Origin of the sequence: Halalkalicoccus jeotgali B3 (genome assembly GCF_000196895.1) — an archaeon.
GTDB classification, from domain to species: Archaea; Halobacteriota; Halobacteria; order Halobacteriales; family Halalkalicoccaceae; genus Halalkalicoccus; species Halalkalicoccus jeotgali.
Map to the genome: position 1 here is coordinate 1,030,865 of NC_014297.1, position 18,782 is coordinate 1,049,646.

Genomic DNA, 18,782 nt, shown 5'->3' on the forward strand with positions numbered 1-18,782 from the left:
GAATTGATCTAACCTGTCAAAACCACTCTACATCTACACCGAGGGTGTAAGGGTGGGTTCGGGCCCACGCCCGTCCGGATCTCAGTTAGCGTCCACGATGTCCCCTCGTATGGCGAACACCTGCCACAAACTCTGAGGTCTCCGGCGGTCGTGTACTCGTATTCAGGATCGTCGTCCTCGATGTCGTACTCGATCGAAACGCCGACTTCTTCGACGCCGACTTCGGCTCCACGCTCGATGACAGCCGTATTGACTGACTCGACGATCCGAGTATGAGCCGACGTCTCCGTACTGGTTTGGCCGACAGCGTTGACTCGGCCGACGACCTGATTCGTGAGCTCGCGGATTGTGATCCCGCCAGCAGCCGCAAGCGAGAGATCCTCCGAGAGGGTGCGCTGGGCCTGCGTATGCGTCTCATTGACTGCCCGATTTACGTCACCATAAATCTGAGTGCGCTCTTGTTTTAGCGCATCCTGATGGCGATCGCGCCCAACCAGGTCGCTCGGGTTTTCATCCCCGTCATCGCCAGTATTCGGATCGGGAAGTGACGACTGACGCAGATCGTGATTCGCGAGCGAGAGGCCACGAGCGTACGCCGCAGCGACCATCGCTGCAGTGTAATGGCCCCCCTCTTTGACACGCTCTTCATCAAGCGGCTCGAGAACGTGCTCGTCAAGGACGGCACGGAACCACTCGGAGAATCGTGAGAGTCGGTCGGCGTTCGACTCAGTACCGAAGTCATCGATTACGTCCGGGCGAAGTGTGCCGGGCGCGACCGACCGCTCGGGGCCATGATCGATGTCGCGGAGCCGGAGGGCATCGTTGCGTTCGAGTGTCTCGCGAAGGATCCCTCGGACAGTCGCCCATCGGTTGTTGAACGTACCAGTGGCGTTCTTTCGGGCTGTCTTCGTCCCCGTCGGGTCCTCGCTTCGAGCGTCCTGGTTCGGATGAAGCGTTGAGCCCGCTTCGAAGACGTCCGACTGAGACGTGGTACTACTCATCAGGGATGGGATGTGACGACGTTAGGCGAACCGGCCTTGGTACGGACTCCGCGGGCCATTCTCTGACTCTTCGTTTGGCTTGAGTGGTTCGGGCCAGTTCGCTGTGTAGCCGCTGAACTGATCGGAATGGATGACCGTATTGCCAGTCTCACCACATCGACGCCGAACGACCTCGTGTCGAATCCACCCCTCAGACTCACCGACCGTCGAGAAGATGAGACGTTCTCGATAGAACGGACACCCCTTTGCCCCACCCCGTGCTTCCGCTTCGAAGGGGTAGGTGGCGTCGATCGTGTGGTACGCCTCGACTTCGAAGTCGCCGTCATTCCATGTGGTGGTCGTAAGTGTTGTCGGGCCACTGAGTCGGATTGATGCGAGATCCTCGAGAATGGCAACGGCGGCGTCGCGGTCATAATCGTAGTTCATGCGGGCACCTCGCCGTTACTGTTTTTTACCGATTCGGGCAGCCCGTCGTAGCTTACCGATCGTGGGTCGTCGCCGCTCATCCGTCGCTCTCTTGTTCGTCTTCGTCGTCCTCATCGCTGTCAGGACGGAGTTCTTCCGGAGTCTGTGCGCGCTCGTCATCGGTCGCGGGCGTGATATCAGTCATCAGTCTGACCCTCGTTGGTTGATTGAATCGCATCGAATGCCGCCTGCACTTCTGGGTCGTCCTCGTCGATGTTGTAGGCCATGTCGCGATCGAAGCGCCCAGACCCACGCTCACCGTCCGCATCCGGCGGAGACAGCCCAACGGCCCGATAGGCCGCCTCTTCGTCAGCCCCCATCGCTACCGTATCGTGGATGTTCTTCAGGGCCTGTGAGAGGGTGTGCGTCATTTCCGCTTTCTCGAGGTCCGTCAGTTCGAACAACGAGCGCCAGTTGACGAGATACCCACTCGGACCACCCTCGGGTTCGGCGACCGCGCCGTATGCGATATAGTCGTCGATCGTTGGGATGACAAAGCGCTTTGCCGCGACTTGCTCTTGGCGCTCGGACATACGCGAGAGCCAGTTTGATTCATCCTGCGAACTCGCGAGCTCGCCGCGTTCGGACCCTTTCATGATCCGCTGGGGCTGTTGTGAGACACCCGCAAGCGTGTCGTAGAGTGAGTCGAGCAGCGGAGACGGATCGACCGACTCGCCGGAGATCTCTTTGATGTCGAGGTTCTCGCCGTACGCGGTCGTTCGCATCCCGTCGGTCATCTCGCGCATCTGCTCGTCGAACTGCTCGATTACCTCTTCGCGATCGGACCCGAGCGATCCCTCTTCCGATCCCATACCGATGAATTTCCGGTCGACGTTCCCGTAGTGAGCCTCGGCGGAACTCCCACGCACCTTCTCGAAGTCGATCAGGGCGTGGAGGATCGGTTCGAGACACCCCTCGCCCAGATACTCCGAACGGTCAGGCCGCTCGATGATATGTTGGAGCCGGGAGTAATGGACGATTCGCTTGTCCTCATCAATCGAGCCATCAGGTTTCGACGTCTCGAACGTGATCTCATAGAGAATCGGCTTGTCGGGGCGCTCGATACCATCCCGAGCTGGCTCACCCTTATCGAAGTCACCCGCGACTGCCCAATTCGTCACGTCTGACTGGCTGAAAACGTTACAGTAGGCGATATCGTCCGGCCCGTTGATGTTGTTGGCGTTAACGGGTTGACTCATTTTCCGCCCGTCGCGATAGCCTGTGAAAAGCAGGCCATACTGCACAGGACGCTGAGCTCGATCAGCCCATGACCAGTACGTGTTCAACCCAGCGCGCTCGGCATTGGGATCGCGATCCTCGGTCGAACCGTCGAGCAGCTGTTGAACGTCTTGTTCGAACTGGGTAGGATCGTCGCCGTCGGCCCGCCCCGTATCGCGGATGATCGGCGGGCGCTTCCATGTCGCCCGGACGGGGGCCTCGGTGATGATTCGTGCTTCGGGCTGTACGCGTGCCCGGAGTTCGTAATCTTCGGCGGACTGGTTGCGTGGGTCGGGATACCCGAACACGTCCCAGTAGTCCCGTCGGCCACGATGAGATCGGCCCACCCCCAGCGCACCCCGAATCCCGAACTGGGCCATCTGCTGCCGGCGAGCACGCCGTGCTCCTCGGACGGACTGATTCGCCATGTACTGCCCGAGAGCGGATGCCGTCGTATCGTCTAACTCCGGCGCGTCAGTCCCGTTCCGCGCGGCTGCAAGCGTGGCAACGGCTCGTCCCTGCTCGGCGAGCTGCGAGCGCTGATCAAGGATATCGACATCGGCATCACCGCTCCGACGATGTGCGCCGGGAGCCGAACGTTCGTTATCAGTGCTGTCACTCATGGATTAAAACCCGATGCTGTAGACCCGCGTTTCCTTTTTCTGCCCGCCTTCGTCGTCGCTGAAGTTTCTGAGGCCGATCTCCGCAGCGTCTAACATGTCATCATGGTCAGCAGATGGGAACGCAACGAACTCGTCCTCGAAGCCATCCCAGATCGGGAGTTGCTTGCCCCGCTTGCGAAGTGGGTCGACGATCTTCACATCGCCCGACTCGAACATCGGCGACATGCTGATGATCCGGTCTTCTTTGTTACCCGAGCTATGACTCGTTTCAAGCGGGAGACCGTGTTTTTCGCGGCCCTGTTGGGTGAACCAACTCTGAGCCTGATTGCTCTCGACGAGGCATTTTACAACCCGATTATAGTCCGAGAGATGACCGTCGACCCACTCAAGCGCTTGTGTGAGCGTCATGCCTCGCTTGCGAGCCATATCCTCAAGGTAGATCGCTTCTGTCGAGATGTCCTGGGCGTAGATCGACAGCGCGAAGTAGTCCGTGTTATTTGACGCCGCCTTCTCCGGGTCCTTCTCCGTTGCGAGGTCGAGCCCAGCATACCGGACGTAATCGGACTGGCGGCCGGGGAGGGCCGCCGTCCAGTGGAGCATGTCCGACGAGAGGACGGCGCCCGTCAGTGCGCTCGCGTCGTTCTGCATCTCCCGCTTCCACACCAGCCGGCTCTCGTCACGCCCGAACCCAGTGTGGAGGTCCAAGAGCAGCTCGTCGAGCGGCCAGCGCTCAGGCCACAGGACGGGGCACTGTCGGTGTGGGTCGGCCTCGATGATCGTTTCGTTCGGACCGCGAGCGCCAATTTCCGACGCGTTGTAGCGACGACGCTGTCCCGTCTCATCGTCGATCGTGATGAGATCGTACTCCCCGTTCTCGACGATAGACCAGTCTTCGATCGCCTGCTCGACGGTCGTGTTCCACCCGCCGGCGTCGATCAGGTTCTGGTAGATGTCCTTCGAGTGCTTGCGCGTCCCCAACGTGAGGAACACCGTCTCGTCGCTTGCCCGGAGACGGAGGTGTGCAAGGAAGTCCTCCTCGATCGTCTTGCGGCGATGGGCCGTCCGTTGGGCCGCCTGGTCGACGATGTCGTCGAAGATGATGTAGTCGTAGCGCCCACCCGTAACGCCCGTATCGAACCCAGCGGCGCGGATCGTCGGCTCGGCATGGTCAGCATCGCGCTCGAGTGTGAGACGAGTCTTGTTGGATTCAATGATGTTGTGGCCGTACTTCGGGGCAAGCGCCTCGAGATATCCCTTACACTTCTGGAGCTTGCCCTTCGCTTCCTCCGTGTTCAACATCATGATCAGGATCCGAACGTTCGGATCCTGTAACGCCTTCCAGACTGGAGTGACGCCCGATCCCGACTCCGATTTGGCGTGTCCACGCGGCTCGATCCGGGCGAGTGTCTTCGGCGCGTCGGGGTGATTGTCCGAAAAGGCTCGATGGATCGCCCCGTAGATTTCCCGAACGTGCGGCGGGGGGCTCTGCTCGTGGCCGAATACCTCCGACTCGCGAATGGCCAGCGTCAGTGGGTGGGCAAGGGGCTTGTTCCGGACGAGGTGCTCGAGAATCTCGCGATCGGACTCCCCGAGCGGGGACTGTGCTGTCGTACTCATCAGGGGGTGGAAAATCGCGGGTGGTAGAGATCGGTACCGTGCTCCATGAACTCAGAACAGCGATCGCAGACAACCGCCTCGATCTCCCAACCGATGACGATGGTTGAGGCACCGCACTGACAACGGTACTGAATATGCGGGAACCGTTCGAACGGGCCAGGATCGTAGTCCGTCACCGTGTGGGTTTCTTCGGACATGATAGTACTACCAGCCAATCTCAGGAGAGTCCTGGTCTTCGGAGTCTGAGCCATCCTCCCCCGAGCGAGAGGTGTCTTCGACCGCCTCGACCGCGATCTCGTCAGGCCCGCCGGTAATGCTGTCGAGGGCGGAGTGCTCCCGCTCGCCAAGCTCGTAGTCGTGATCGTGTTGATGCTGGTGGGCGTGTCGGTGGTTGTGCTCCATCTCCTCGCCAGGGAAGATCTGCGCTTTGTCGCACAGTTGCCGGTACTCGCGCAGGAAGCGCTCGTCGCCCGATCGGCGGAACTGTTCGAGAGCGACGCCAGCCATCATCCGAGCGTGTTTCTGCGATCCCTTGGGCGTTGAGAGGATTTCCTCGACGATCTCAACGCGACTGGCCTCCTCGTCAGTAAGGTAGTTCTCAAGGAACCCCTCGCGATACGCTCCGTGGGTTACGGCCCGGTCATTGCCTTCTGGCGCACCATCCCCCCCTCGATTCCCAACGGCGTTCTGGTTGCCTTCATGACTCGACCCGTCGGGAGACGTCCCGCGGTGTTTGCGGCACTTGCCCGAATCGAAGTCCGTCCCCCACCCTGCGGCGCGTCCGCATGGGTCGCCACGGGAGTTTGTCCCGCCGTGATCGCCGCATTCGTCGGCGTAATTTCGATTGTCCTCCATGAGGTGTGTCTGTTTCGTGGATTATGAAAATTCGTATACAGGAGTTCGTACGCGGGTATCCCACGGTTCAACGCAGGTTAGTACAAGAGTCGCTGCGGCCGCCTCCAGAGCGATAGTAGTGCGTCCTGTCCGCGATCTCCTGCACCGGGTACGTCACTGAGTGTTCACCAGACGGTCCGTCGAATCGGTCCGGGTCGTCATGCGGGACGAATTGAGCCTTGACAACTTCCCCAGGATACGGGCCCTCAACCGACCGCCATCCCGGAACTGTAAGAAATGCGTGCCCGGAACGCCACGCCGCCTTTAGCTCCCGTTCGAGTCGCTCGAGAAACTTGATCCGCCCCTGAAGTGAAAACGGTGGTATCTGTTCGTCATCCGACACGGGCGTTCCCGGGTCGACGAGATAGTCTTTGGGAAACCCGTGGACTGAAACCAGATCCAGTCGTGGGTAGTCATGCTCCAACTTTGATTCTGCGGCCGCCTCGGTATCACTGGTCTGAGTCATGGTTCGAAAGTATCAGGGTCAAGTATCCGGACTGTCTATCTCTGGCGTCGGCGGATCGGTATCGAACGGGATCGGGGCCTTTAGTTTCGGGCTGAGTCCGCGCCGGTTGCCATGCTCGCCGCCTTGATGACAGTCCGAGCACAGCCCCATCGTGTTATCCGGATCGGGGTTGCGCTTGTTTCGGTCTCGGTGGTGGACCTCGATCGCGTCGACGGCCTCTCGAGGGCGACCACAGCCCGGGCACTGATACTCGCTGCCGTTTCGGTTCTCCCAGAAGACGTCCCGGGAGGTCTTGCGTGGGTCGACCATCAACCCATGAGCAGCTCGTAGGTGCACTCACCGCAGAGCGTGATGGTCGTGCTCTCACTGTAGCCCATCTCGGCGAGTCGGCCACCGATCTCGGTCGTTCGGAAGAACTGTGGCGAGAACTGCCCGAGGAGGCCCGGTGCGGGCGTGCATTTGTCGTCGCACTTGTTGCAGGTTGCTGTGTAGCCCATCTGATTAGTTAGATGTAGTTCGGTGTTTCGGTGGAGTTAGCGACTGGGACTTCGCCGAGGAACCACGCGAAGCCGTGGACTACGAACGCCCAAACGACCATGACGATGGCGTATGCCACGATGAGATCCGGGTCAGCCATTAGAAGGGGACTCGCCGTATTCAACTCCGTGGCCGGCAGTCCCGTCAAGACCGTAGCGATTGTACGACCGGATCTCCCGCCCGGGTGCGAACTCCCGGTAGTCTTCCCGGCAGTCGTCATTGCAAAAGTACAGCGGGCCTCGATGCCGCCGGTCGTTGCTCTGAGCGATTCTGACGGCCCACTTCTTGCGGATATGCACTCCGCACTGTTCGCAGATCATCAGTATCGAAGCTCGTCGATGCCCTTGAGGACCTTTTTGGCTGACTTGTCCGAGGTCTGGGCGACGATGTCGGGGATATCATCCGTCGTCAAGACGGTCTCCGGTAGACCGTTACACTCCGTTACATCGGTACCAGTTTCAGTTGCTTCGTCGGACTGGTGCTCCTCGAGGCGGTCACAGGCACGGTGGAGTAGCTCGGTGGCCGACTCGTCTTCACGGCGGTCGAGTAGGTTCTCGAAGCGTTCGGCTGCCTCTCCGGCGACGGAGTAGTGTTGTCGGCTCATGGTGTAACGGTGGTGTTACGGTACAGCGGAAATGCGGTGTCACCGAGCGTCGGGAAGGGACGTCGCAACGCCAGGGAGGGCAGCGATCCACGTCCCTTCATCCCCGCCGATGCCGTTCGGGTCGAAGATCGTGACGCCGTCTTCGCTCGTCATCTTGTGATAGAGCTTGAGCGAGCGATGGCGAGGTGGGTAATCGCGAGGACCGTACGTACCTCTCGACGCGCCCCAGTCATCGCGCTCGTCGTACTGGCTCATCGGGTATTGATTCGTGTACTGAAAGAGCCGATGAGCCATACTCCCAATGGGGAGTCTATGGGGCCCATCGGCGATGGTCGAGCCAGCATCGTGGATTCACCACGCGACCAGATGCCAATCGACGTGCCCTTCACAGCCAGACGAGTTCGGCCACAACCGGGTTGGATTGTGGATTTGTCGATTCGGCGATCTTGCTGGCCGAGAGAACGCCGGACGTAACACGGATCACACACCCACGGACGATCCGTGGTGGATCATCTCCGGGAGGGTCAGGACTCTTGCATCGACTGGCAGGACTCGCAAAAGGGGCCCTCGTCGCGCTCGAGGTCGCGATCGCACTCCGCGCAGTGTTTGAGTGAGCTCATGATCGGTGGCCACCGTCGATGGTTGTCGCGTCTCGGATCGAGGCATCGATCAGCTCGTCACGCATCCGGCGAAGGTCGACGGGTGAGACGAGTGGTCTCAGTGCCTCGAGATCCCGAAGAGATTGCTCGACCGATCGTTTGAACAGGTCGGCATCGAACGTGATCGTGACCTCCTGCGAGTAGGTGTGAGTCATTCGAGGATGTCCTTCGGCGAGACGGCGATCGTCGTGCCGTTCTCGCGTTCGAGTGTTACACGCTCAGGAGCCCGCAGTGAGGCGAGCCCATAGTCGACGTCGGTAACGCGACCGGTGACATGGCGACCGCCGAGGTCGGCCGTAACGGTCCGGTGGAGGTACTCAGCGAGACTACTGTTCGTGTTCGTGCTCATGGTCGGAATCGGGATCGGAATCGAACTGGAGGGCTTCGGCCATCGCGTTGATGAACCGGTGTTGATCAGGAGTATGGTTCTGCGGGTCGGTCTTCTGGGCGCGGACCTCGTCCAGGAGGACGTCCGGATCGTGTGGTGGGGCCTCGCCCTCCTCGCAGAGGACGTCGAGCACGTCCGAGAGACGCAGTGCGTACCCCGCCACCATCTCCTCGACGCCCTGGATCGGGCGCACAGTCGTCGTGTGATGGCCGACGCCACAGACGCAGTTGAGGGTATTCGTCGGCTCTTTGGCCGTCTGATAGTTCGTATCGGGGTGTGGATCGCTCAGAGAGAGCCGATCGCCCGGCCCGCGTTCGGTATGTTTCGTCGGCACGAGCATCGGGTCGAGATGCTCTCGGTTGCCGTCCTCGCGGAAGTAGGCGTACGGGTCGGCTGGGGACTTCGTCCGGACCGGGTAGCGCCGGTTGGGGAGATTGACGTACCAGACCGCCGTCCGGACTTTACTCGAGCCGATCTCCCGACCTTGCTCGACGTACTCGCCGATCTGGTGGAACGAGTTCGCACAGAACCGGGGATCGTGTTTGATGTCGTTCATGATCCCGGCTGCGTCAGCCCGTCGTCGACAGGCCGGCATGCAGTACGGTTCTGAGTCCGTCTCGTCGACGGGATCGGAGTCCTCGCAGTGGCGGTATCGGCACGTGTCGTATTCCGTTATCGAGGCGATATCGCCGAGGCTGCTGGTGCTTGATGACATGGATGTGGAATATGAGGCCCCGAGCCCGCCGAGAAAAGCGACGGACCCGGGGCTATACCTGACGCGCACGGTAGCGCGCCCGTCGAAGGTCATCCGTCCCGTCGTCGCATGGCGGCTCGGGGACGGACTCTGGCCGTGAGGCCGGGATGGCGAACGTTTGGGGATGGGGTTGCGTGGTCTGGAAGGCCGCCAGGGGAAGCAGGCCAGGATTTCACGAGCCACCGGGGATGATGGCTCTACTGTGGGCGTGGGGCGGCAACAGTAATAGGTCACCCCAGTTGTAACACATATTGCGGCCGGATTCGACGGACGGATACTGAATCGAGAAGCGTGTGTTTATCGAGAGGTTACGAAGAGGTATGTCCGCAGCTAGTACACTCGTACTCCGCGCCGACGTTTCGGGTAACGGTTTCGCCGGTCACGTAGTCCTTCTCTCGCTTTCTGATCATTTGCTTCTTCATACGCCCGCCACATAGGTTGCAGGTTCCTCGCATTGTCTGACCCCACTATTGCCAACGTTGGCAAAGTACTTGTTTCTTGCCCACATTGGCAACTACTAAGATGGGATGGAGTCGACTGCCCAGCATGTCCGATATTAAAGAGCGGTTGTTAGATGTGATGGTCGTCTGTGAACCCTACTCAACGCGCGAACTAGCCCAAGAGGTCGGCGAGCCACGACGGACGGTCCTCTACAACCTCGAGCAGCTCGCCGACGATGGGGAAATAAATCGGAAGCAAAGTTCAAAGCGGGATGTGTCCTGGTGGATCGGGGTTGAGGCGGGACAAGGATGAACCGTCGACAGTACCTCAAGACAGGCGGTGCAACGGGCCTCGCCCTCGGGACGGCGGGCTGTCTCGGGTGGCTTCCGTGGCGCGATGATAGTGATCAGAAGCAAGTCCAAGAGGGCGCGCCCAGTGAAGGAAGTGACGAGCCCACGGAGAACGATACCTCTCCAGAGACAGACGAGCAGTCTGCAACCGGCGAGAAAGAGGAGGATAAGCGGACAGAGGCCGAAAACGAATCCGAGGGCGAACGGAATCCCCTCCCAGACGAGAATGATACTGAGATCGATCGAGAACAGTACAATGAGAGTGAAGAACGCGACGTAACGGAACTCGACGAATCATCCGTCTCCGTCGTAACTGATGCAACAGTTGACGATAGCGGGAGTGTAACTGTCCAGATTAAGGTGACAAATACGACCGACGCGACGATTGATGGCGTCGATCTCGAAGTCATATATCTCGATAGTGCGGGTAAGGAGATCGGGTTGGACTTGAAAGTCGTTCAGGGGCTCGGGCCGAGAGGAACAGAGTCCGTCGAAGCTCGTGCAAGCCCAGTCGATCTGCGTGGAGATATCGCAGAAGTGAGCGTAACCCCGACGCCACAGAACTACTCGTAACCCTATGGGATCTGTTGGACGGCCTCGAACGGGTTCGCCCACTGGTTGCCCGATGAATAGATGTTGACGAACCCATGTTCGTCGCGCGTATAGCGCGATGGGACACCACTCTGTTCGATTCCTGCACCAATTCCGGGGTGCGAACACCGGTTGTCCTCGAAGTAAAAGCCGTCGAGTGGGACGCCGCGAATCCGAGCGTGGGGAGTTCCACCGCCCTGATTGTGGTTGATGAAGGGGAGATCTGGAACTCGCTTGGCGAGGATATCACTCCCGCGGACGAGCATCGTCCCCCCTGCTCGTTGCTCCCAGTTCGAATCGGACGGGTCCGACGACCCACTCTCGTTTTCCCCAACACGGTGCATATCAAGTGGATGCGAGCTGGTCCACGGCCCGATCGTCGACTCAAGAACGTAGTAGTTCGCGTCGGCATGGCCCGACCCACACATTGCGTGACGAGCGGCATCAAGGTATGATTTATAAACAGTCACATCGCCGTGACGAATGTCGACACAGTAGCCGTATGATGTCATCATTGTGTTGTGGACGTGACTGTACGCGACAATTGCGTTCGAAACCGCCCCCTCACCCCCGACAGCAATCCCTTGTACTGAGAAGGCCCACACTTCGGAGTTGTCCACACGGCAGTTGTCGCCCTGGATGTGAATACCGCGGGCGAACCGTGCCTCGCGCCATCGCTCGCGCTCAGCTTCGCTCCCTGGAGCGAACGGGAAGTACCCTGGTATCGCCTGATGCTCTGTAACACTCGTATGCGGTCCACGGATCTCGACGCCCGTGATGCGTGCATTATCCTCCATCCGGATGAGGCCAGTTCCATTCGAGCCGCCAGCCCATGCAGGCGACGAGGTGCCTTCATCTTCTGTGAGGATCGTCGCTCCACCAGTAGACGATGACCGACCCGAGGCGATCGTAACGTCCGTGACGGTAAGGGTCGTACCGGAAAAGTCGTAGAGGTTCTCCGACGGGAGCCAAACGACCCGCCCGTCGTTTTGCGAGGCGTGGTGCTTGAGTTGCTCGACAGTATCGGCCTGCACGTCCGCGTCCCCGGGCTGGATGTCTTGAAGGGCGGGGACGCCACCACTCGGCAGCCGACCCGCACCAGGACCGTTATACTCAACAGTACAACCCGCCACGCCCACCACCGCCGCTCCGGCAAGCCCGGTGAGGAATTGGCGCCGGGTGGTCGGGTTCATTTCTCAGTCAAGAGAACGGTAGTATAGGCAATAATACTTACGAACCGTCCAGATAATTCGTCAAGTCCACAGGGTGGAAGGACGGGGTTACTCGAGCCGGGATTCTAGATCGGCGAACTTATCCCCGATAGACCCACCCGAGCCGGAGGCTGTTGTCTCATCGTCCGGTGCATCCTCAGCAGCACTATCCGCGGTGTCGTCTCCATCCTCAACCAGGGACGTAGGCGTGTACCGCAGAGGTTCCTCACTCGCCGACAGGAGATCCTCAGTATCCGCCAGATCGCCAAGGTCGTCGAAGGGGACGGCCTCGCCGTGATGGATGAGCGAAAGGTCCGCTGCCCGTGTCGTCCCTTCAGGAACGATTACGACGGCCCAGTGTTCCCGTGAGAGAGATGGCTCGGGCACGAGTTCGGTCGGTGCCCCAACCGCGACGTACTCCTCGCGTTCGGGATCGCCTTCTTCAAAGTCGGATTCGCGAGCGGGATACTTCCCAATGGCACCCGATGAGTCGATGTCTTCGCGTGTTTTGAACGACGCTATCGACGTCCCGTCAGTGTCCTCGAGCACCCAGTGATATCCGTCGTCCGGGTCGGGATCGTACCACCACACCGCGTTTCCGCCCTTGACGCGGAGCATGGGCTCGCCGTCGACTGTGACTGTTCCGAGATTGTACGAGCGCCGACGCCCGTTCTCGTCGACCTCGCGGCAGTACATCGGATCGGTGAGCGTATCGTAGACCTTCCATGCTTTCTCGGGACGGGCGGCGTAGAGACATCGTTCGCCGTCCTCGATGGCGTCGTGGAGGTGGCGAAGGGTCTGTCCGGGGCTGGACTCGCCGGTCGAGTCTTCGAGCTCCACGCGGACGTTCTTGCCTCCTGAGAGGGCAGCGAGTTCGGGGTTCTCCTCCATGAACCGTTCGCGGGCCTGGCGTGAATCTTCCGGGGTGACGATGTCCCACGAAACGGCATCCTTGAAGGCCCGCTCGATCGACGCGAACCCGTCGCTGGATCGGCCGATGGTCTGTTGCTCGATCTCGGTGTCGAAGCCTGCGTCAGTGAGGGCGTCGTAGAGTTCCTTGATCGCTTTGCGGTGGTCGCCCTTGCCGTCAACGGGCGAACCGCTGATCTTCTTGAAGAGAGTGATGCCACGGGACGTCGTCTTGAGTTTGACCTCACCGTCGCGCTTCTCTCGCTCAACGAGGTCGTCGCCGACCATGTCGAGGACACCCCACACCTGGGACTCGTGGCCGAGGTCTTCGCGATCGACGCCCAGATTATCGATGAGGCGGTGTTGGATTAGATCGGCAGAGACAAAGCCGTCATCATCACCGTGCTCGATCGCGACGTCATGGACTGTCTTACAGGTCTGGCGTTCGACACGGTCAAGGTCGATGTCAGCGACGGCCATCGACTTTCGGTTCCCGCTATCGTCGAGGATCGCACCGGCCCCGTCGAGCTGCCCGTCGCCGCGATTGAGGAGTAGCTCGTCCATGAGTTGCTGGTCGGACTTTGGCTCATGTCCGTCTCGGCGGACGATCCGCTCGATATGGTGGTCGGCTTCGGTTTGAGTGATCGTTGGCGGGAATGGCGGGAGTGCGTAGACACGGTATGGGTCCGGCGGCCCGACCGAAGTCTTCATCCAGACATGATATTCCTCTTCGTCGCGGAGTGTTTCCCACTTGAGTCCAAGATTTTTCCCGACGACCTTGCAGGCGTCGGCTGAGCCGACGGAGAAGGACATCTTCGTATCGCACTGGCTGAAGAGTGCTCCGACGATCTCAGGCGGGAGTTGATCGGGATACTGGCAACAGAGGAATAAACAGAGCCGCGAGGTCCGCGCCTTCGAGAGCATCGTCGGGAGTGAGGACCCCTCATGAGCCAGCAGATCAGCTTCGTCCATAAGGAGATGGAAGTTATCCGGGCCGCTCCCTCGCGAGCTCTTATCACCATCCCGGTCGCGTGCGGCGGCCCACGTCCGGCGGAGGATGGCCGTCCCAACCATCTCTTTGATACCCTCGTCCTCTTTGTTCATCCGCACGATGAGGATCTTGCCCTCGTCAATCACCTCTTGAAGGTTGATCGTATTGCCCCGGTGGGCGAACACGCGCCTCGCGATGGGGTTCTCAACCCAGTTTTTGAAGCGCCTGCGGATCGCGTCCAGGTCGTCATCATCGTACTCGGCGAGCTTATCGGCGAACAGCGCGAGGAAGATGTGGCCCGATGCGTTGACCATGTCCCTGTAGCGCTCGCGGTTCTCCTGATCCGCGAGGATGAAGTACAGGTCGATCATCGTGAACTCGGCGTCGTGGCGAGCGGCGAATCGGATGATGTTCTCCGCGATCGCGTCCATCAGCGGCCCCCAGTAATTACTCGCGCCGAGCATCTGCACCAGGTCGTTAAGGATATTCTCGACGATTAGTTCAAATTCGGGGTGGTCCGGGGAAACGCCAGGGTCGAGGAAGTTGAACCCGGTCTGGGCAGACCGAGTGCCGGCGGGCTCAAGCCATACGACGTCGCCTTTCCGGTGGTCGGGGAGGATGGAGTAGAACCGTTTTGCACCGTCGCCTTTGGGTTCGATATAAATCATGCCGTCGCCGGACTCGGCGATCGTCCGGCCGGCATTCATCATGAGGTTCGACTTCCCATAGCCCGTGCTCCCGAAGAGGACAGTGTGCTGGCGAAGGTCCGTCTGGTCGATTGAGGCGTGGCCACCGCGACGCGTTCCGACGCCGACTGCGATGGGGCTCTCGGCGTCAGCTCGCGGCGACCGCATCATCTGACGGGCGAGATACCCGGCAAAGACCTGCTCGTTGCTGTGTTCGTCGGTTCCATGTGACCGGAGCGTCTCATTCCCTTCGACGGCCTCGGTCGACTCCTCTTCCCAGATGTAGAGGCCGTCATCAGGGCTCAAGGGTTGTGTTGGGGCAGCCGCCACTAGTCCGCCACCTCTGGTTCAGAATCGCCGAGGTCGAGATTGGAATGGAACGTGTGGCTTTCCCGCGGGACGCCAGGGCCCGACTCGCGAGTCGCCCACTTCACGTCGGGGACCTCAATTGACCCGTTCGGAAGGTGGAAGAGCCCTTCCCATTCTTGGATCGTGAATGCGTTCGACGTTCCGTGGAGGAAGCGGCCGACGGGCGAGCGTTTCCGAACGCGCCGCCGGACGAGATCTTCAGCCTCGTTTATATTGCCAGTGTGCTTGAAGTATGTCGGTCGAAGTTTCTGCTTGTTGGCGTAGTCGTATTTTGAGAAGGACTTAGCGGCCTTTTCAAGAGCGGTTTGGACATCCGATTTATCAGGGCCGATCGCCATGAGACGGATACTGGTTCGAAACGTCTCATCGGAGACCTGCTTTTGCATATCTTTCGCGAGGTCTTCGTTGAGGTCAGACTTCACGACCTTTGTCGTCTCTTGGCGCAAGCCGATTGAAAGCGTGCCCTGTCGGGTCGAATCGGCGATTCGATCACCGTCGCCGCCGATCCGTCCGCGCTTGTACCACTTGCTCGAGATGGGTTTGCCACAGCCCTGAACAATCAGTCGGACATCATTCTCGTTGACGAACTTCGGGAGTGTCGACGAATACGGGTCGCCATCCAATGGATCACCGGTCGAGTCGCGGAAAGATATCGGGTGGATGGCGTCGAGTTGTGGTTCGACGCGGCAGGTAAACACCCACTCGCCGACCTTGGCATCGGGGAGTGGGTCTTGGTACGTCTCCATCCGGCTGTTGGCGTACTTAGAGTTGATCAACGACTGGATGTCGCTAAGGTCCTCGTCGGCAGCAGTGATCTGGGCAGTCAATTGATCTCGGAACCACCATTCGAAACTGAAGGTCCCGCCTTTTCGACCAGTGCCGACAGTGTTATAGATATCTTCAAGGAAGTCTGCGCCGCCGCTCATACCAGCAGTATCGACATAGGGCCGCACCTCTAAGCGGTTCGGATGTTCGATTTCGTGATAGAGCCGATCGATGCGATCCTCGAGAAGTTTCGTCGGTTTACCACCCCAAGAGACCCAGGAAAGGATGCTCATTCGTCGCCACCCCTGCTGTGCTGGAGTAGTTCCCAGTTAGGCCCGAGGTCGTACCACTTGCGTGCGAAGAGGTAGGCCGGGATGGAGATGATTGGTAGAAGTGCACCCACTGTAACGCCCACTACGAGCGATGCGATACCTGTAGCGACGCTCATTCGAAGGACGAACAGTTCGCGGTCGTAGCGGGGGACCCAGTCGACTCGGGAGCAGCACCGATCAGCACGAACGGCAGTCTCGAGGTTTGTAAACCCAATAATGCCGCTTGCGATGTACATCGAGAGCCCCAGCGCAAACTGCCCGCTGGTCGATGCGAGTGGCACCGTCAGAGCCCCACCAACGAGCCCTGCGCTGGCGATCGCGAGAACGGACCACGGGCCATCCGAGAAATTAAATTCCTGAACAGTCGTCCCACGATGATCATTTTTCTCGCGTTCGTGGAGGTGAAGCCAGTAGCTCCCCACGAGTAAGATCGTGCCTGCGAGGACAATAGCGGAGATATTAGCAGTGTCGAGGTAGTTCAGGGTCGGAACAAGTCCAGATGTGAATGCAGTCATGATCGTGGTGAGGGCAGTAGCAGCGAAGAGGAGGACGATACCAGCGGCAGCTCGTCGAGCGAATAGTGTCTTAACAGGTCCACGGCTGACCCAGTGAATCACCTCATCAAGACGGGTGTTGATCTGTTGGTCACGGCGATTCTGTCGAACGCGCATCTCCCACTCTTCGGTCCCGTGACAGTCGAGGCAGACGAGGGCATGGCTCTCGTCAGAGAAATCAACCTCATCGAGGTCGACGATGATCCAATCGCCGAGAGAAGTACCGTCGACAACCGTCCCGCAGCACTCGCAAGTCGAGCTGGCATTCCCGATCGTTCGGAGGATGACGCTTAGGTCATAGTCGTGTGGCGGCGTCGCTGTGGGGCTATCCCCGTCCGTCTCACCAGCACCATCCGAACTATTTTGAGTTGTCACGTTGGAATTTGTTCCAGTAGACATATTATTAAGCATTATCACCACCTCCATTGTCAGACGGATCCTTGCCGAGTTTGAGCAGTTCCTCCGCTAACGGTTTGATCTTTACCGGGTACGTCCCGTGGTCGTCGATATCAGCTAAACAGTGTGAATATCCCCGCTTTGGCGTCCCTTTGTTCATCTTCCGGGCGAAGGCGCACTCGTTCTCAGTGAGGCCCAGCTTCTCGCCATACTCGTCGAAGTGGATGCCCGGTTCTTTGTGAATAAACTTGTGTGACGTAAGGTTCGCAAGCGTCTCGGCCTTCGGATGGATAAAGAAGTCCTGAGCCTGCTGGGTGATCATATGCAACGAGATGTCGAAGTGTCGGGAGTGGCGGACAATCTTTTCGAGCCACTCGAGACTGTTTGGCGTCTCAAACAGCCGGTGGATCTCGTCGATGGCAATGACCATGCGTTTGTCCGACGCCTTAGCGCGCTGGTAGATCACGTTGAATGGAGCCTGGAGTCGGAGGGCCTTCTCCCGATCTGAACCGCCCTGTTGCACGTCGATTAGCGTGGACTTGCCTGAGAGGTCAATGTTCGAGCGGCGCCCCAGATTGGCAAAGTTTCCACCCTCGAACGAGTCCATCGCCATGTGAAGGTCCGCAGCAGCGTCTTCCCATTTCTCGGAATCGCGAACGTTCGATGCGCGATCGTCACTCGAGAAGTTGTACTCGCCATCTGGCGTTCGGGCGAAGAATCCCTCGGCATCGTCGGCGATCATGCCAAGCGTCTCGCGGAGATCGAGCGGTGCTGGACTCGGATTTGAGTGGGTCTTCGGATCTTCGTTGATCTCCATCCGGTAGGCGGTCTTGCGGATCCCTTTCTGCAGAACCGTCCACTCGTCTCGTGTGAGACCGCCGTCAGAGCCGCCGGCCTGCGAGAAGAACGTCTCAAACCACCCCAGCGTCGTCGATGCCCAATGGTTGAACGGGTTGAGTCCCTCTTCCTCAACAACGTGAATGGGCGTTGGCTGGATCTCCATCGGGTTGACAGCGTTCTCACCACCGAGAGGGAGGCGCTTTGCTCCAGTTTCATGGGCGAGTTTGTCGAGGCCGTTGACCGGGTCAATCATCACGAGGATGGTGTCGGGATCCATCGCAAGCCGTCGAAGCAACATCATCATCGTCCCAAAAGACTTGCCTGACCCGAGGTCGCCGATAGTGAGTGCGTTGTAGCCCCCCTCACGATTCCAGCGGTCGAAGGCGAACGGCTCGTCAGTAACCGCGTGGTACCCGATCAAGACACCATCGGGCTCGTAAAGCGTACTCGCAGAAAACGGGAACATCGCACCAACGGCATCCCCAAGCATCTTTCCCGACGCACCACCGAGCATGTCCTTCGCGATCGGGGACGTGCTTGTTAGTGCGTCGTCGCTCTGGTAGTCGATCGTTCGGATCGATATATCGTTCTTGTTGAGCTCGTCAGTGATCGAGCGTGCCTCGTTAGTGACGACATCTCTCGACTTGCCTCGAATGCGAATGTAAACGCCGACATCCCAGAGTTTCTGTGACCCCGTCTTGAGTTCATCGCGGATGAACTGGTGCTCTGCGATCTGCTGTTTTGTGAGGCCGATATCCGGATCCTCTTGTTTCTGCTGCTGGCGGAGTTTGACTTTGAGCTTCTGAATCGACCGGTCGATCTTCTGGACCATCTGCTGACTGTCAGCCGGATTGAAGTGAATGACGGGTTCGACAGCCGTGTTGGGGTGCGTATTGATCAGGTCAATGATTCCCGGTTCGATCTTCGAGGGCATCGACGTGATACAGAGGTGCTTGATCCAGTCTTCGCCAGACCGGCACCCGCCTAGTTCGTAGGCGACCGACGACGGGCCGACAGCACGCGCTTGGTGTTCTCGGGCCTCATCGACGGACCCAGTGTCCGCACTCGTGTCGAACTTGTCCGATACTTTTTCCTTCAGGTGTGCGATTTTTCCACTCATA

At 59.4% G+C, this 18,782-nt stretch carries 20 protein-coding genes; 1 reads left to right on the forward strand and 19 read right to left on the reverse strand.

Features of this window, described 5'->3' with window-relative positions; all coding sequences use genetic code 11:
- Positions 1–8 precede the first annotated feature (8 nt).
- From HACJB3_RS05270 to HACJB3_RS05340, 14 genes are all read right to left on the reverse strand, one after another.
- Positions 9–1,001, reverse strand: a complete 993-nt coding sequence (locus tag HACJB3_RS05270; RefSeq protein ID WP_008414627.1) for a hypothetical protein — start codon at positions 999–1,001, stop codon at positions 9–11.
- Between the two features lie 21 nt (positions 1,002–1,022).
- Entirely contained in the window at positions 1,023–1,427 is a 405-nt protein-coding gene (locus HACJB3_RS05275) for a hypothetical protein (protein ID WP_008414628.1), read from the reverse strand.
- Positions 1,428–1,603: 176 nt separating this feature from the next.
- Positions 1,604–3,307: an anti-CBASS protein Acb1 family protein gene (locus HACJB3_RS05280; RefSeq protein WP_238532835.1), complete on the reverse strand. Its 1,704-nt coding sequence runs from the start codon at positions 3,305–3,307 to the stop codon at positions 1,604–1,606.
- 3 nt (positions 3,308–3,310) lie between these two features.
- Positions 3,311–4,924, reverse strand: coding sequence for a hypothetical protein (locus HACJB3_RS05285; RefSeq protein WP_008414631.1), 1,614 nt, complete (start codon positions 4,922–4,924; stop codon positions 3,311–3,313).
- Entirely contained in the window at positions 4,924–5,121 is a 198-nt protein-coding gene (locus tag HACJB3_RS05290; RefSeq protein WP_008414632.1) for a hypothetical protein, read from the reverse strand. Before HACJB3_RS05290 ends, HACJB3_RS05285 begins: the two co-directional genes overlap by 1 nt.
- A gap of 7 nt (positions 5,122–5,128) precedes the next feature.
- Complete coding sequence (locus HACJB3_RS05295) at positions 5,129–5,779, reverse strand: hypothetical protein (RefSeq protein WP_008414633.1); 651 nt, start codon at positions 5,777–5,779, stop codon at positions 5,129–5,131.
- A gap of 523 nt (positions 5,780–6,302) precedes the next feature.
- On the reverse strand, positions 6,303–6,593 hold the full coding sequence (locus HACJB3_RS05305) for an HNH endonuclease (protein ID WP_008414636.1): 291 nt from the start codon (positions 6,591–6,593) through the stop codon (positions 6,303–6,305).
- Positions 6,593–6,781, reverse strand: a complete 189-nt coding sequence (locus tag HACJB3_RS05310; protein WP_008414637.1) for a hypothetical protein — start codon at positions 6,779–6,781, stop codon at positions 6,593–6,595. The genes HACJB3_RS05305 and HACJB3_RS05310 overlap by 1 nt, the downstream gene beginning before the upstream one ends.
- Positions 6,782–6,789: 8 nt before the next feature.
- Positions 6,790–6,921, reverse strand: coding sequence for a hypothetical protein (locus HACJB3_RS21010; RefSeq protein ID WP_013199409.1), 132 nt, complete (start codon positions 6,919–6,921; stop codon positions 6,790–6,792).
- Positions 6,922–7,140: 219 nt separating this feature from the next.
- Positions 7,141–7,425 (reverse strand): hypothetical protein, encoded by a 285-nt coding sequence (locus tag HACJB3_RS05320; protein WP_008414638.1) that lies wholly within the window; start codon positions 7,423–7,425, stop codon positions 7,141–7,143.
- Positions 7,426–7,464: 39 nt separating this feature from the next.
- Positions 7,465–7,680 carry a hypothetical protein gene (locus HACJB3_RS05325; RefSeq protein WP_008414639.1) on the reverse strand — a complete coding sequence of 72 codons (216 nt, stop codon included), beginning with the start codon at positions 7,678–7,680 and terminating at the stop codon, positions 7,465–7,467.
- A gap of 361 nt (positions 7,681–8,041) precedes the next feature.
- Positions 8,042–8,239 carry a hypothetical protein gene (locus HACJB3_RS05330; protein ID WP_008414641.1) on the reverse strand — a complete coding sequence of 66 codons (198 nt, stop codon included), beginning with the start codon at positions 8,237–8,239 and terminating at the stop codon, positions 8,042–8,044.
- Positions 8,236–8,433: a hypothetical protein gene (locus HACJB3_RS05335; protein WP_008414643.1), complete on the reverse strand. Its 198-nt coding sequence runs from the start codon at positions 8,431–8,433 to the stop codon at positions 8,236–8,238. Before HACJB3_RS05335 ends, HACJB3_RS05330 begins: the two co-directional genes overlap by 4 nt.
- Positions 8,411–9,187, reverse strand: coding sequence for a hypothetical protein (locus HACJB3_RS05340; protein ID WP_238532836.1), 777 nt, complete (start codon positions 9,185–9,187; stop codon positions 8,411–8,413). Before HACJB3_RS05340 ends, HACJB3_RS05335 begins: the two co-directional genes overlap by 23 nt.
- A 788-nt stretch (positions 9,188–9,975) precedes the next feature.
- On the opposite strand from HACJB3_RS05340, the gene HACJB3_RS05355 reads away from it, so the two are divergent.
- Positions 9,976–10,590: an FxLYD domain-containing protein gene (locus HACJB3_RS05355; protein ID WP_008414648.1), complete on the forward strand. Its 615-nt coding sequence runs from the start codon at positions 9,976–9,978 to the stop codon at positions 10,588–10,590.
- A gap of 2 nt (positions 10,591–10,592) precedes the next feature.
- On the opposite strand, the gene HACJB3_RS05360 is transcribed toward HACJB3_RS05355, so the two are convergent.
- The 5 genes from HACJB3_RS05360 to HACJB3_RS05380 all read right to left on the reverse strand — a co-directional run bounded on the left by HACJB3_RS05360 (position 10,593) and on the right by HACJB3_RS05380 (position 18,781).
- Positions 10,593–11,801: a hypothetical protein gene (locus HACJB3_RS05360; protein WP_008414650.1), complete on the reverse strand. Its 1,209-nt coding sequence runs from the start codon at positions 11,799–11,801 to the stop codon at positions 10,593–10,595.
- Between the two features lie 87 nt (positions 11,802–11,888).
- Positions 11,889–14,711: a type IV secretory system conjugative DNA transfer family protein gene (locus tag HACJB3_RS05365; RefSeq protein WP_013199411.1), complete on the reverse strand. Its 2,823-nt coding sequence runs from the start codon at positions 14,709–14,711 to the stop codon at positions 11,889–11,891.
- Between the two features lie 23 nt (positions 14,712–14,734).
- On the reverse strand, positions 14,735–15,832 hold the full coding sequence (locus tag HACJB3_RS05370; RefSeq protein WP_008414659.1) for a hypothetical protein: 1,098 nt from the start codon (positions 15,830–15,832) through the stop codon (positions 14,735–14,737).
- Positions 15,829–16,851 carry a hypothetical protein gene (locus HACJB3_RS05375; protein ID WP_008414660.1) on the reverse strand — a complete coding sequence of 341 codons (1,023 nt, stop codon included), beginning with the start codon at positions 16,849–16,851 and terminating at the stop codon, positions 15,829–15,831. Before HACJB3_RS05375 ends, HACJB3_RS05370 begins: the two co-directional genes overlap by 4 nt.
- The gene (locus HACJB3_RS05380; RefSeq protein ID WP_008414661.1) at positions 16,829–18,781 is read right to left on the reverse strand and encodes a VirB4 family type IV secretion system protein; all 1,953 of its coding nucleotides are present in this window, start codon (positions 18,779–18,781) and stop codon (positions 16,829–16,831) included. The genes HACJB3_RS05375 and HACJB3_RS05380 overlap by 23 nt, the downstream gene beginning before the upstream one ends.
- Between the last annotated feature and the right edge of the window lies 1 nt (position 18,782).